The organism is Nocardioides mangrovicus (assembly GCF_003674065.1).
GTDB classification, from domain to species: domain Bacteria; phylum Actinomycetota; class Actinomycetes; order Propionibacteriales; family Nocardioidaceae; genus Marmoricola; species Marmoricola mangrovicus.
In genome coordinates this window covers 38,809-53,034 of record NZ_RDBE01000001.1, presented here as the reverse complement: position 1 = coordinate 53,034, position 14,226 = coordinate 38,809, and the positions used below count along the sequence as shown (strand labels likewise).

9 protein-coding genes are annotated in these 14,226 nt (G+C 72.5%); 7 read left to right on the top strand and 2 right to left on the bottom strand.

From position 1 onward, the window contains the following. Positions 1-48: 48 nt before the first annotated feature. Positions 49-2,139, top strand: coding sequence for an acyltransferase family protein (locus D9V37_RS00220; protein WP_158604332.1), 2,091 nt, complete (start codon positions 49-51; stop codon positions 2,137-2,139). Here D9V37_RS00220 and D9V37_RS00215 read toward each other — a convergent pair. Continuing rightward, positions 2,125-2,799: an SGNH/GDSL hydrolase family protein gene (locus D9V37_RS00215; protein WP_121804140.1), complete on the bottom strand. Its 675-nt coding sequence runs from the start codon at positions 2,797-2,799 to the stop codon at positions 2,125-2,127. The genes D9V37_RS00220 and D9V37_RS00215 overlap by 15 nt on opposite strands. Positions 2,800-2,939: 140 nt before the next feature. On the opposite strand from D9V37_RS00215, the gene D9V37_RS00210 reads away from it, so the two are divergent. The 3 genes from D9V37_RS00210 to D9V37_RS00200 are packed head-to-tail and all read left to right on the top strand — an operon-like array spanning position 2,940 to position 7,920. Next, positions 2,940-5,519, top strand: a complete 2,580-nt coding sequence (locus D9V37_RS00210; protein WP_121804139.1) for a bifunctional glycosyltransferase/CDP-glycerol:glycerophosphate glycerophosphotransferase — start codon at positions 2,940-2,942, stop codon at positions 5,517-5,519. A gap of 14 nt (positions 5,520-5,533) precedes the next feature. Beyond that, positions 5,534-6,523, top strand: coding sequence for a DUF6270 domain-containing protein (locus D9V37_RS00205; protein ID WP_121804138.1), 990 nt, complete (start codon positions 5,534-5,536; stop codon positions 6,521-6,523). After that, on the top strand, positions 6,520-7,920 hold the full coding sequence (locus tag D9V37_RS00200) for a bifunctional cytidylyltransferase/SDR family oxidoreductase (protein ID WP_121804137.1): 1,401 nt from the start codon (positions 6,520-6,522) through the stop codon (positions 7,918-7,920). Before D9V37_RS00205 ends, D9V37_RS00200 begins: the two co-directional genes overlap by 4 nt. Here the strand turns inward: D9V37_RS00200 and D9V37_RS00195 are convergent. After that, positions 7,886-8,560, bottom strand: a complete 675-nt coding sequence (locus tag D9V37_RS00195; protein ID WP_121804136.1) for a phosphatase PAP2 family protein — start codon at positions 8,558-8,560, stop codon at positions 7,886-7,888. The two genes, D9V37_RS00200 and D9V37_RS00195, sit on opposite strands and share 35 nt — an antisense overlap. Before the next feature lie 138 nt (positions 8,561-8,698). On the opposite strand from D9V37_RS00195, the gene D9V37_RS00190 reads away from it, so the two are divergent. The 3 genes from D9V37_RS00190 to D9V37_RS00180 are packed head-to-tail and all read left to right on the top strand — an operon-like array spanning position 8,699 to position 14,225. Then, positions 8,699-11,884, top strand: a complete 3,186-nt coding sequence (locus D9V37_RS00190) for a bifunctional glycosyltransferase/CDP-glycerol:glycerophosphate glycerophosphotransferase (RefSeq protein WP_147455824.1) — start codon at positions 8,699-8,701, stop codon at positions 11,882-11,884. Then, positions 11,881-13,074, top strand: a complete 1,194-nt coding sequence (locus D9V37_RS00185) for a hypothetical protein (protein ID WP_121804134.1) — start codon at positions 11,881-11,883, stop codon at positions 13,072-13,074. Before D9V37_RS00190 ends, D9V37_RS00185 begins: the two co-directional genes overlap by 4 nt. Next, the gene (locus tag D9V37_RS00180; RefSeq protein WP_121804133.1) at positions 13,071-14,225 is read left to right on the top strand and encodes a hypothetical protein; all 1,155 of its coding nucleotides are present in this window, start codon (positions 13,071-13,073) and stop codon (positions 14,223-14,225) included. The genes D9V37_RS00185 and D9V37_RS00180 overlap by 4 nt, the downstream gene beginning before the upstream one ends. Position 14,226 lies beyond the last annotated feature (1 nt).

Genomic DNA, 14,226 nt, shown 5'->3' with positions numbered 1-14,226 from the left:
GTCAGGGTAGTTCCGTACGATCACCCTGCGATGGAACGGTCCGAGGGTGTGCGTGCGGACATTCAGGGGCTGCGGGCGGTCGCGGTGGGTGTGGTGCTCGTCTACCACGTGGCGCCCTCGCTGCTGCCGGGCGGTTTCGTGGGCGTCGATGCGTTCTTCGTGATCTCGGGGTTCTTGATCACCAGCCACCTGCTGGCCCACCCACCCGCGACCGGACGCGACCTGGCCACCTTCTGGTCACGCCGCATCCGACGCCTGCTGCCGGCATCGGTCCTGGTCTTGGCCACCACCCTGGTCGCCTCACGCCTGATCGCCCCCGACACCGCCTGGGACAACACCGCCCGCCAGGCCCGCGCCGCCGGCCTCTACGTCGTCAACTGGCTCCTGGCCCACGACGCCGTGGACTACCTCGCCGCGGAGAACAAACCCACCCCCGTGCAGCACTTCTGGTCACTCTCGGTCGAGGAACAGTTCTACGCCGTCTGGCCGATCCTGATCCTGCTGCTGGTCGCCGCCGCCCGCCGCACCCGACTCCCACCGATGCTGCTGGTGACCACCGGACTGGGCGTGGTCGTCGCCGCCTCCCTGACCTACTCGATCGTCGAGACCGCCACCGACCCCGCCGCGGCTTACTTCATCACCCCCACCCGGATCTGGGAGCTCGGCATCGGCGGCCTGGTCGCCCTGGCCTGCGCCCCCCGCGTGCTCGGCCGGCCCGACGCCGTGCGGACCCCACCACGACCCATCGCACTCGCCCTGGGCTGGGCCGGGATCGCCGCGATCGCGCTCAGCGTCGTCACCTACTCCGGATCCACCCCCTTCCCCGGCTGGCAGGCCCTGCTACCCGTGCTCGGCACCGCCGCCGTCATCGCCGCCCACCCCACCCGCACCTCCACCAGCACCCGCACCGGCACCGGCACCGACCCGCTCGGTCGGCTGCTCGCGCTGCGCCCGGTGCAGTGGCTCGGCGACGTGTCGTACTCCGTCTACCTGTGGCACTGGCCGCTGGTCGTCCTGCTCCCCTACCTCAGCGGCGGCACCCTGGGAAACCTCGACCGGCTCGTGATCATCGTGACCACCCTCGTACTGGCCGCACTGACCAAACGCTTCGTCGAAGACCCCTTCCGCCGCCCCGGCTGGGCACGACCCCTACGCCGCCCCTACCTCCTCGGCGCCACCCTCATGGCACTCGTGGTGCTCCTGGCCAGCGCCCAGAGCCTCGAGGTCGACCACCGCCAACACCTCGCCCAACAACAACTTGCCGCCGCCCTGGCCACAGCCGGGCCCTGCTTCGGCGCCGCCGCCCTCACCCCCGGCCGCACCTGCCCCACCACCACCTACGACCACATCGTCCCCGCCCCCGCCGACGCCCCCGACGACAAGTCCGACGCCTACGCCGACGTCGGCGGCAAGAACTGCTGGGCCTACACCCCGACGTTCCCCGAGCAGCACTGCGTCTTCGGCGACGCGGACGCCACGACGCGGATCGCGCTGGTGGGCAACTCCCACGCCGGGCAGTGGCTGCCCGCCCTCCAGGCGCTGGCGAAGGCCCACCACTGGCGCATCGACACGTTCCTGGCCTCGCGCTGCGCCAGCGCCGACGTGCGTCAGGTGCTCGACACCGACCAGCACTCCTCGGCCTGCGAGTCGTGGGTGCGCCGCACCGTGGCCGCGGTGACCGCGGCGAAGCCGGACCTGGTGGTGATGACGAACCGGATCTCCGTGCCCGCGGCCGGGCACACGTTGAGCGACTCGGGAGCGGCGTACCGGCAGGGCTACGCCCAGGTGATGAAGGCGTGGGCCGACGCCGGGCTGCGCGTGCTCGCACTGCACGACACCCCCGCGCCCGGCCAGCAGATCCCCGACTGCGTGGCCACCCACAGTGACGACACCTCCGCCTGCGACGGCAAGCCGTCGGACTGGATCCCCGACGATCCCGTCACCGACGCCGTCCGCGACGTCGCAAGCCCGCGCGTGCGCTCCGCCGACCTCGACGACCACATCTGCTCGGCCACCGTGTGCCGCGCCGTCACCGGCGGCGTCATCACCTACTTCGACGGCTCGCACCTGACCGCCACCTACGCCCGCACCCTCGCGCCCTACCTCGACGTGGCGATGCAGCGGCTACTGCGTGGCTGAGCAGCGGGCCAGGGTGGTGTCGAGCAGCCGGAGGAAGACCCGCTTGCCCCGGTCGTCGGGGTGGACGCCGGCGGCGGTGAGCAGGCCCGGGCGCCGCTCGACGGTGGCGCGCCACGGGTCGATGCAGACGTTGGGGAACTCCACGGCCATCTCGTACTCCCACTGGGCGTAGAGCCGGGTGCGGGCGGCGGCCTGCGCACCGCGCGGCAGCTTCGAGGAGAGCCGGTTGGGGCGCACGTAGGGGGTGACCATGACGATGCGGGTGGTGCTGGGCAGCGAGTCGATGACGGCCTCGAAGTCGGCCTTGGTCCACGACGCCGCGGTGTTGGTGCCCATCTCGATCACCAGCCGCTTCGGAACGCCGTAGGCGGCGATGTCCTTGCTCAGCCGCGGCGGCAGGCTCACCACGCGACGGCCGGGCACGGCGTCGACGATGAAACCGGGGTGACGCTTCACGAACCGGCCGGCGACGCGATGGGCGATGCTGTCGCCGATCAACAGGTCCGGTCCCGGATCCGGGTCGGCGGTCCCTGACAACGACAGGGGCGCCGAGACCGCACGGGGTGCGGCCAGCGCCGCCGGCGCGGCGGGCACCAGCACGGCGCACAGCAGGGGCGGGACCGCCAGCAGCAGGACCGCCAGCCAGCGCCTTCTCGTCACGGGGGGAGATCCTCACATCCCCGGGGTCCCCGTGTCCGGGAATGTCGCGAAGATCGCAGCTTTCGGCGTGTCGCGAACCCGCGGCGCCGCACCGCAGCGAGCCCGGGACGCGTGGCCGGCTGTGACACGATGAGGCGGCCATGAGTAGTGCGACACGTCCGCGGTTCTCGCTGGTCAGTGCCGTCCACGACGTCGAGGCGTACCTGCCCGACCTGATCGCCTCGCTCGAGGCGCAGACCCGCCCGCTGGACGACGTCGAGATCATCATGGTCGACGACGGCTCCACCGACGGTTCACGCGCGCTGCTGGAGGCCTGGGCCGCGCGCCGCCCCGACCTGGTGCGGGTGCTGAGCCAGCCCAACGCCGGCCAGGGCGCGGCCCGCAACGCCGGCATGGTCGTCGCCACCGGGGAGTGGATCTCCTTCCCCGACGCCGACGACACCCTGGCGCCGGGCTACCTGGCCGCGGTCGAGGCGTTCGTGACCGAGCACCCCGACGCCGACCTGGTCGCCACCAAGCGGCTGATGTGGCCGCAGGGAGAGGCGCCGAGCAACACCCACCCGCTGCGCTTCATGTTCCGCGGCGATCCCTACGTCGACCTGGTGGCCGACGGCCAGCACTTCCACGGCCCGGCGGCCTCGGCGTTCTTCCCGCTCGACCGGCTCCGCGAGGCCGACCTCGCCTTCGACGAGCGGGTGCGGCCGATCTTCGAGGACGGCCACTTCATCGTGCGCTACCTGCTGGGCCGCGAGCGTCCGATGGTCGGCTTCCTGGACTCCGCGAAGTACCACTACCGGGTGCGGGAGACCTCGACGCTGCGCACCGCGCGCACCGACGTCGGCCGCTACACCGCGGTGCTCGAGCACGGCTACCTCGACGTGGTGAAGCGGGCCGTCGCGCAGCACGGCTCGGTGCCGCGCTGGCTGCAGAGCCAGCTGGTCTTCGAGCTCTCGGGGTACTTCACCCTCACCGACTCCCAGGCTCCGGCCGGCACGCCCACCTCGGGCCCGGTGGCCGAGACGATGCACCGGCTGATGGCGGAGATCCTGGGCCACCTCCACCGTGACGTCGCGGTGCCGTACTGCGCGGCGCCGGTGATGCGTACTCCGCGCATCCTGCTGCAGCACGCCTACCGGGAGCGGCCGTGGCAGGAGGAGGCGGTGCTGCTCTCGCCGCTCGACCAGCGCCGGCAGCTGGTGCGGGCGAGCTGGTTCTTCACCGGCGAGGCGCCCGTCGAGACCTTCTGGGCCGACGGCGAGCAGATCGAGCCGCTGCACGCCAAGACCCGGGCCTACGACTTCTGCGGTCGCACCCTGCTGCGCCAGCGCATCGTGTGGCTGCCCGCCGACCGGGCGATCGAGGTGTGGCGCGACGGGGCGCCGTCCGACCTGGTGTTCCGGCGGCCGCCGCTGCCGCTGCACCGCGGCCTGCCGGGCTGGATGCGCTGGCAGCTCAACCCGCGCTCCTCGCGGGTGATGGACCAGGTCCAGGAGGTGGTGGCGCCGACGCCGACCAGCCGCGAGGGCCGCAAGGCGCAGCAGCGGATGCACGAGGACAAGGTGCGCGAGCGCTACCGCGACGCCTGGGTGCTGATGGACCGCATCCACGCCGCGGGCGACAGCGCCGAGGTGCTCTTCCGCCACCTGCGCCGCGAGCACCCGGACGTCAACGCCTGGTTCGTGCTGGAGAAGGGGACGCCGGAGTGGCGTCGCTTCAGTGCCGAGGGCGACACCGACCGGCTCGTGGCGCACGGCTCGCTGCAGTGGCGACTGCTGATGGCCAACGCGCTGCACCTGATCTCCTCCCACGCCGACGAGTCGGTGGTGCACCCGCCCGCCATCACCGAGTTCACCCACCCGCAGTGGCTCAACCACTTCCTGCAGCACGGCGTCATCAAGGACGACATCTCCGCCTGGCTCAACGCCAAGGACCTGGCCACCTTCGTCACCAGCAGCGCCCAGGAGCTGGCCTCGATCGCCGGCGACGACACGCCGTACGTGTTCACCACGCGCGAGGTCGTCAACACCGGCATGCCGCGCTTCGACCGGCTGCTGCGCATCGCCGAGCAGTCCCCGCGCGACCTGCTGCTGGTGGCCCCGACCTGGCGCAACGGGCTCATACCGAAGGCCGCGATGGACAACCAGCGCCGCGAGGCCGACCTGGCCGTGCTCGGCTCGGAGTTCTGGCAGCAGTGGCGGTCCTTCCTGTGCGACGACGCCCTGGCCGAGGCCTGCGTCTCGGCCGGCGTCCGGGTCGGCTTCCTGCCCCACCCCAACCTGCAGTCGCTGCTGCCGCACCTCGACCTCCCCGGGCACGTGGAGCCGCTGACCTACGAGGGCCACGACGTGCAGGAGTACTTCGCCCGCTCGCGCGCGATCGTCACGGACTTCTCCTCGATCGCCTTCAACGCCGCCTATCTGGAACGACCGGTCGTGTACTTCCAGTTCGACGAGGACGTGGTGCTCGAAGGCGGTCACGTCGGCCGGCGCGGCTACTTCGACTACCGGCGCGACGGGTTCGGGCCGGTGGAGACGTCCGCCGCGGCCGCCGTCAAGGCCACCGGCGAGGCGTTGCGCCACGGCCTCACCCCGGAGTACCGCGCGCGGGTGGCGACCACCTTCCCGGTGCGCGACGGCGGCTGCAGCGAGCGCGTGGTGCAGCACATCCGGTCCACCACCCGCCACTACGGTGCCCCCGTGCCCACCCCGGTGATGCCGTGAGCGGCTCGACGCCGATGCCCGCCACCGTCGCGGTGGTCGGCAGCTGCCCGACGCGCGACAACTTCAACTCCCGCTTCAACCCCGACTACAAGCGCTGGTTCACCTGCGACGTGGCCAGCAACCAGGGCTCGATGATCGCCCTCATGTCACCGCCGATCGAGACCGACTTCGAGATCTACCGCGGCGCGGTGAGCGACTACAACGTCTGGAACATCCGCGACGACCTCACCCGTGGCGTGCTCCCCAAGCTCGCAGCGGAGCGGCCCGACTACGTCATCCTCGACTTCTTCGGCGACATCCACTTCGGCGTCTGCCGGCTGCCCGACGGGCGGTACTTCACCGACAACCGCTGGAAGACCCGTCGCACCGACTTCTACCGCGACCACAAGGAGGCCGGGCAGCTGACCAAGGTCGGGATCTTCCGGCACACCGAGGAGTACCTCCCGTTGTGGCGCGAGGCGCTGGACCGGTTCGCGGGCTACCTGGCCGAGCACACCCCGGACTCGACGGTGGTGGTGCACCGCGGGCTCAACGTGGGCACGGTGAAGGTGCCCGACCGACGCCTGCCGATCCCGCTGGCCGAGCACAAGCCGACGCACCCGCTCGACGTCGCCCGCGCCAACGCGCTGTGGGCCGAGATGGACGACTACTGCCTCGACACCTACGGCTGGGAGCAGATCGACCTGCGCGACGAGCGCTACACCTCGTTCGCCGAGCACCCGTGGGGCTCGTTCTACGTGCACTACACGATGGACTACTACCACCGCTTCCTCGCCGAGCTGCTCAAGATCGACCTGCGGCGCCGCGGGGTCGACGACGACACCTGGGCCCGGCTGCTGGCGGTGCAGGACGCCTCGCGCGAGCACGGCGAGGTGCGGGCCGCCGCCCTCGCGCTGGAGGTCGAGGAGAAGCAGGCGCGCATCGAGGAGCTGGAGTCGCTCGGCGTGGCCCGCGCGGCCAAGTTCGCGCTCGGCCAGCGGATACGGAAGGCTCGCCGACCGTGACCACCGCCAGCACGAGCCGCCGCGTCGCCGTCGTCCTGGGTGGCGGGGTCGGGCTGCGGGTGGGCCTGGACATCCCCAAGCAGCTGATCAAGATCGCCGGCCACACGATCCTCGAGCACACCATCGCGCTGCTCGACCGGCACCCGATGGTCGACGAGATCGTGGTGACGATGGCGCCGGGCCACCTTGACGCGGTGCACGCGATCGTCCGCTCCGGCGGCTACGAGAAGGTCGCCCACGTCATCGAGGGCGGCGCCACCCGCAACGAGACCTCGCTGCGCGCGCTGGACGTCGTCGGCGCCGACGACACCATGGTGCTCTACCACGACGCCGTGCGGCCCCTGCTCTCCCACCGCATCGTCACCGACTGCTTCGAGGCCTTGGAGCGCTACGACGCCGTCGACGTGGCGATCCCCTCGGCCGACACGATCATCGTCGTCGACGACGACAACGTCATCCGCGACATCCCGCCGCGCGGGCAGTTCCGGCGCGGCCAGACGCCGCAGGCCTTCCGCGCCGGCGCCATCCGCACGGCGTACGCCCACGCGATGCAGGACCCCGACTTCCAGGCCACCGACGACTGCGCCGTGGTGCTGCGCTACACCCCCGACGTCCCCATCTGGGTGGTCGACGGGGAGGAGCGCAACATGAAGGTGACCGCCCCGATCGACGTCTACCTGGCCGACAAGCTCTTCCAGCTCTCCACCGACAACCTGCCCGCGCAGCGCGACGACGCCGGCTACCGCGAGGCGCTGGCCGGCAAGGTGCTGGCGGTGTTCGGCGGCAGCTACGGCATCGGCGCCGACCTGGCCGAGCTGGCGGCGAGCCACGGGGCCCGGGTGTTCACCTTCAGCCGGTCGACCACCCGCACCCACGTGGAGCGGCGCGAGGACGTCCGCGCGGCGCGGGAGCAGGTGATGGCCGAGGCCGGCCGGGTCGACTTCGTGGTGAACGCCGCGGCGGTGCTGCACCGCGGCGAGCTGGCCGAGACCTCCGAGGAGACGGTCTACCACGCCACCGAGGTCAACTACCTGGCCCCGATCCTGGTGGCCCAGGAGTTCCACGAGCCGCTGCGGGCCAGCCGCGGGTCGATGCTGAACTTCACCTCCAGCTCCTACACCCGCGGCCGCAGCGGCTACGCGCTGTACTCCTCGGCCAAGGCCGGCGTGGTGAACCTGACCCAGGCGCTGGCCGACGAGTGGTCGGTCGACGGGGTCCGGGTCAACTGCATCAATCCCGAGCGCACCGGCACCCCGATGCGGACGAAGGCGTTCGGCGACGAGCCCCCCGGCTCGCTGCTGGAGTCGGCCGAGGTGGCGCGCCGCTCGCTGGACGTCCTCATCAGCGGCGAGACCGGGATGGTCATCGACATCCGGCGCGACGACCCGATCGGCTGAGGCGTGCGGCGGCCAGGGCCGTCGCCTGGTGGGCGATGACCGCCACCAGCACGCCGGCCGCGACGTCGCCCGGCCGGTGCCAGCCGGCCACCACCACCGCGGCCCCGACCAGCCCGCTCAGCGTCGCCGCCACGACCCCGGTCACGGCGCGAGCGCGCGGCGGGGCCACCCGGACCACGGCCACCGCGGTGGCGACGGCGATCGTGACGTGCCCGCTGGGGAAGGAGCCCGTGCCCGGGAGCAGCGAGAACCCGCTCGTCTCCGGCCGGCTCAGCACGGCCAGCTTGAGGGTCTCCGTAGCCAGCGCGGCCAGGCCGGCGGCCGCCACGGCGGCGATCGCGTCGGGGACGCGGCTGCGCACCACGCCCACCACGAGCACCGCCACCAGCACCGCGGCCACCGTGGCCGCGGACTCGAGCGCCAGCAGCGTCTCGGCGGTGTGGGCCTCCCGCCCGGCCGCCTGGGCGACGCGGACGGTCACCCGTTCGTCGACCCAGCGCCCCAGGGGCCAGAGCACCACCAACGCGTAGAGCAGGCCCAGGAGGGCGACGGTGCCGACCAGGGCGGCAGCGCCCCCGCGCCGCGTCGTGGCCGGCGCCGGGATCACCACGCGCGTCGGCTGCAGGGTGCTGGCGCTCATGCCCAGATTCTGACCCGCCGACCTGGCTGTCGTCGTGCGCGCGTCTGTGGGCCGGCTGTGGCGGGCGGGCGGGACCCGACACCGAGGCGCACCCCGACCTGCTCAGGCACCGGGGTCCGCCCTCCTAGACTGACCGCCGTGCCGGACCAGCCCCTTCGTCAGCGCGCGCTCGGCGTGGCGCGGCGGGTGGCCTCTCCCCGGGTGAAGGCGGCGGCCCGGCGGACGGTCGGTCGGCCGCTGGTGGCCTACGAGCGACGTGGGCTGCGTCCGGAGCTGAGCGTGGTGATGCCGGTCTACAACGTGGCCGAGTACCTGCCGGCGGCCCTGGACTCGGTGCTGGGGCAGACGCTGCGCAACCTCGAGGTGATCGCCGTCGACGACTCCTCGACCGACGGCTGCCTGGACATCCTGCGCGACTACGAGCGTCGCGACCCGCGGGTGCGGGTGCTGACCCAGCCCAACTCCGGGCAGGGGCCGGCCCGCAACCGTGCGGTGGCGCTGGCCCGCGGGGAGTTCCTCACCTTCGTCGACTCCGACGACACGGTGCCGCCCGAGGCCTTCGAGTACATGGTGCGGCGGCTGCGCGAGTCGGGCTCGGACTTCTCGGTGGGCAGCGTGCGGCGGCTGCGCAACAACGAGTTTATCCGCACGGTGTGGGCGCGCACCGTGCACGCGCGCGACCGGATCGGCGTGACGCTGGAGGAGTTCCCCAACGCGATGCAGGACATCATCGCGTGCAACCGGATGTTCAAGACGTCCTTCTGGCGCGAACAGGTGGGCGACTTCCGCGGGCACATCGCCTACGAGGACCACGTGCCGATGCTGACGGCGTACGTGCGGGCCAAGCGGTTCGACGTGCTCAACCACGTCACCTACAACTGGCGGATCCGGGAGAACAAGACCTCCACCGGTCAGCAGAAGGCACGACTGGAGAACCTGCTCGACCGGATCGCGGTCAAGGAGGAGGCGCACGAGCTGCTGCGGGCCGAGGCCTCGGACTTTGTCTACGACGTCTGGGTCGGCCGCACGCTCGAGGTGGACTTCCCGCCGTTCATCCAGCACGCGCTGAGCGGTCCCGACAGCTACCGCAACCTGCTGGCCGCCACCTACCGCACCTACCTCGAGCGTGCCTCCGAGCGGGCGCTGGACCTGGTGACGGTGCGCCAGAAGGTGCGCGGCCACCTCGCGGCTCAGGAACGGTGGGCCGAGATCCAGGAGGCCGACACCTGGTTCGACGACGTCGGGCTGGTACCGCCGGCTCACGCCTCCGACGGCACCGTGGTGGCCGATCCCCAACCCACGTTGGGTTTCTGGCGCGACCTGCCCGAGGCGTGTGCGCGCCTCTCGCCGCTGGAGTGCCACTTCGAGGGCGTGCTCTCGCGGGCGGCCTTCACCCCCTCGCGCTGCACGGTCACCGGCTGGGCTGTCCGTCGTGCGCTGGCGGTGCGCGAGACGCCGGCGCTGGAGGCCTGGCTGGAGTCGCCGTCGGGTGAGCGCAGCGAGGTCGACGTGCGACCGGTGCAGCTGCCCGAGGCCAACCTGTGGGGCGAGCAGCGGTTCGCGCCGTACGACCTCGGCGGCTTCGAGGTGGGTGTCGACCTCGACGCGCTCCCGGCCGGCACCTGGCACCTGCACGTGGCGACGACGTACGCCGGGGTGAGGTCGGAGGGCACGCTGACCAACCGGATGCGGTTCTCCCCGGTGGCCCACGCCTCGGGCACCACCACCGCCGCCGGCAAGGCCGTCGGCCGCTGGGACGCCGGCCACGGCTTCACCCTCGACGTCGTGCACGCGCCGAAGAGGCCCTGGACGCCGCGCCGCTCGCCGGTGGAGGTGCGCGGCGTCGAGCTGGGCGAGGAGACGCTCACCGTCGTCAGCGACGCCGAGGTGTCGGTGGGCAACCCGCGGGTGCAGCTGCCGCTGGTCGCCCGCGAGGGCGACCGGCACACGTTCTCGCTCTTCCACGAGACCATCACCGGCGCCCGCAAGGTGGTGCCCACCGCCCGCTACGGCGTCACGGCCGGTGGCGTGAGCGCGACGGCAGAGGCGGGCTTCGCGGGCACGCTGCCGACGTTTCACCACGGTGCCCTGGTGAACCTGGACGTTGGAGTGACTCCTGAGCATGCGGTGACACTCGCGGTCGAAGCGCCATTGCCACCCTTGACCCGGGGCGCGTCGGGCAAGCGCCGGCTGCGCGACGCCTACAAGACGATGGACGTCGAGCCGGAGAACGCCGCGGCGCTCACCTGCTACCGCGGTGAGTTCTGCACCGACAGCCAGCTCGCGATCGACCGCGGCCTGGCCGACCGCTACCCCGAGGTGGTGCGCTACTGGGGCGTGCGCGACTGGTCCACCGAGGTGCCCGAGGGCGCCGTGCCGCTGCTGCTCGACAGCGAGGAGTGGTACCGCGCGCTGGCCTCGGCGCGCTTCGTCAGCCACAACATCGACTTCGGCGCCTACTTCACACAGCGGCCGCACCAGCGCTACCTGCAGACCTTCCACGGCTACCCGTTCAAGTCGATGGGCATCGGGTTCTGGCGCAGCAAGGGCCTCACCGACGAGAAGATCGCGCGCGCGGTGTTCAAGGCCAAGCGCGAGTGGGACACCATCCTCGTGCCCAGCGAGGAGGCGGCCAACTGGTACCGCGAGCAGTACGCCCTCGAGGACACCGACATCCTGGTGGCCGGCTACCCGCGCTGCGACGTGCTGGTGCCCGGCAACCGGTGGGTCGAGGCCGACGAGGTCCGCGCCCGGGTGCTCGGGCGGCTCGGGGTGCCGCTGGACAAGACGGTGGTGCTCTACGCGCCCACCTACCGCGACAAGCTCACCACCCGCATGTTCGCTGCCCAGCGGTTCGACGAGCTCGACCTGGACCAGCTCGCGCGCAGCCTGGGCGAGGACCACGTCGTGATGCTGCGCGGTCACAACAACAACCAGCGCGAGCTCGACCGGGTCACCGGCGTCGCCCGCGTCGTCGACGTGACCGACTGGCCCGACGTCAACGAGCTCACCCTGGCCGCCGACGTCGCCGTGCTCGACTACTCCTCGCTGCGCTTCGACTGGGCGCTGACCGGCAAGCCGATGGTGTTCTTCGTGCCCGACCTGGAGGAGTACTTCGACCAGCGCGAGCCGCTGTTCCCCTACGAGGGCACGGCTCCGGGGCCGTGGGCGCGCACCACCGCCGACGTCGCCGAGGCCCTGGCCGACCTGCCGGCCCTGCGCTCGCGCTTCGCCGGCGACATCGCCGCCTTCAACGCCCGCTTCAACGCGCACAACGACGGCACCGCCACCGACCGCGTCCTCGACTGGGCCGGGTCCCAGTGAGCCTCCCCCCGACCCTGACCCCGACCCTGGCCCCGACCCTGGCCGACGGGTCGCTGCTGCTGCACCTTGGCCCGCAGAAGACCGGCTCGACGGCGATCCAGCGCGCGATGCACCTCTCCCGCGAGCGGCTCGCCGGGCTCGGCGTGTTCTACCCCGGGCCGTCCTTCCGGCCGGCCGAGGCGGGCTGGGCGGCGATGGGGATCGGCTCGGCCGTCGGTCGCCCGCCGCCGCGCATCGAGCTGTGGGAGCAGCTGGTGGCCGACGTCCGGGCCACCGACCTGCCCCGCATCTGCGTCAGCGACGAGGACTTCGCCCGCGCCACCCCCGAGGCGGCGGCCCGGATCACCGCCGACCTGGGGGCCGACCGGATCCACCTGGTCTACGTCGCGCGACGGCTCGACAAGCTGCTGCCCTCGCACTGGCAGGAGCGGGTCAAGTCGCGCATGACGTGGAGCTACCCCGACTTCCTGGCCCGGATGGCCGCCCCCGACGAGGGCCACTGGGAGTGGTCGATGATGTGGGCCGCCCACGACGTCGCCACCGTCCTGGATCGCTGGTCGGCGTACGTGCCGCGCGAGCAGATCACCGTCGTCGTCTCCGACGAGGCCGACCACGACCTCATCCCGCGCACCTTCACCTCGATGCTCGGACTGCCCGAGGGCACCCTGCAGGCGCCCGCGGACAAGAACAACCGCTCGCTGACCTACGCCGAGGCCGAGGCGGTGCGGCGCGTCAACCAGGTCTTCGCCGACAACGGCTGGACCGGCGAGCAGTACTGGCGCATCGTCCAGGCCGGCATCGCGGGCGTGCTCAAGGCCTCCGAGCGCACGGCCGACGTCGCCCGCCCGCCGGGGCTGCCGGCCGACGTGCTCGCCGTGGTCGACGAGCGCTCCGAGGCCCAGGCGGCCGCGATCGAGGCGGCCGGCGTCCACGTCGTCGGCGAACCCGACTCGCTGCGCACCCGGGGCCGGGTGCAGCCCGAGACCGATCCGGTGGACGTCGAACAGGTGTCGATGGAGCTGTTCGCCCACGTCGTCACCGGCGCCGTGCGCGGCGCGCTGGACCTGCAGCGCCGTGAGCTCAAGCGGCGACGTCGCCCCGCGCCGGGGCTCGACGGCGTCGCGGGTCGCGACCTGGCCCGCGAGCTCGGCGGCCGCGTACGCCGGCGGATCGGGCGACGCTCCCGATGAGCCCCGTCCTGCTCCACATCGGTCCCCAGAAGACCGGCTCGACGGCCATCCAGCGCTCGATGGACGCCTCGCGCGAGGCATTGGCCGAGCACGGCGTCTACTACCCCGGCCCGTGGTACCGGATGCGCACCCAGGCCAGCTGGGCGGTGATGGGCACCGGCTCCGCAGTCGGGCGACCCGCGCCCGACATCGCGGCCTGGCACGAGCTGCTGGACGACATCGGCTCCCACACCCTGCGGCTGACCTGCCTGTCGAGCGAGGCCCTGGCCATGTCCGACGAGGCGGCAGTGGAGCGCATCGTCGCCGGCCTGGGCGGCGGGGAGAACGTGCGGCTGGTCTACGTCGCGCGGCGCCTCGACCGGCTGCTGCCCTCGCACTGGCAGGAGCGGGTGAAGTCGCGGCTGCTGTGGAGCTACCCGCAGTTCCTGGACCTGATGCTGGGCGAGCCCGACCGCGCCGACTTCGAGTGGCGGATGATGTGGCGGCCCCAGCTGGTGGGCGAGGTCGTCGAGCGCTGGTCGGCGCAGATCCCGGTGGAGCAGATCACCGTCGTCGTGGCCGACGAGGACGACCCGGGGCTGCTGCCGCGCTCCTTCGAGGAGCTGCTCGGTGTGCCGGCCGGGGTGCTGGCCGCGCCGACGTCGGGGCAGAACCGCTCGCTGACCTACGCCGAGGCCGAGGCGATTCGGCGGGTCAACCACGTCTTCGCCGAGCAGGGCTGGAGCCCCGAGCAGTACTGGCGCCTCGTGCAGGCCGGGGTCGCCGAGTCGCTGAAGAACGCGCCGCTGCCCCCCGACGCCGCCCGGATGGTCGGCTACACCGCCGACCAGGCCGCGCGGGTGGACGCGCTAGCCGACGAGCAGGTCGCCGCGCTGACCGGCAGCGGTGCGCACCTCGTCGGCGACCCCGAGCGGCTGCGCACCCGCGGGCTGCTGGAGCCGGTGAGCTCGCAACCGCCGATCGCCGAGGTCTCCCTCGAGCTCCTCGGCTCGGTCGTCGAGGGTCTCGTCGTCGGCGGCCAGGGCCTGACCAAGCGGAAGATCCGCGAGCGGCGGCGCGCAGCCCGGGCCGCCGACCCGCTGGCGACTGCCTCGGCAGGTTCCCTGGCCCGCGAGCTCGCCCGGCGGGCGCGGCGCCGCCTGCCGCTCTGAC

What these genes read in the sequence shown, in the direction of transcription:
- D9V37_RS00210 (WP_121804139.1), top strand. Translation starts at nt 2,940, where the DNA reads ATGAGTAGTGCGACACGTCCGCGGTTCTCGCTGGTCAGTGCCGTCCAC.
- D9V37_RS00205 (WP_121804138.1), top strand. Translation starts at nt 5,534, where the DNA reads ATGCCCGCCACCGTCGCGGTGGTCGGCAGCTGCCCGACGCGCGACAAC.
- D9V37_RS00195 (WP_121804136.1), bottom strand. Translation starts at nt 8,560, where the DNA reads ATGAGCGCCAGCACCCTGCAGCCGACGCGCGTGGTGATCCCGGCGCCG.
- D9V37_RS00180 (WP_121804133.1), top strand. Translation starts at nt 13,071, where the DNA reads ATGAGCCCCGTCCTGCTCCACATCGGTCCCCAGAAGACCGGCTCGACG.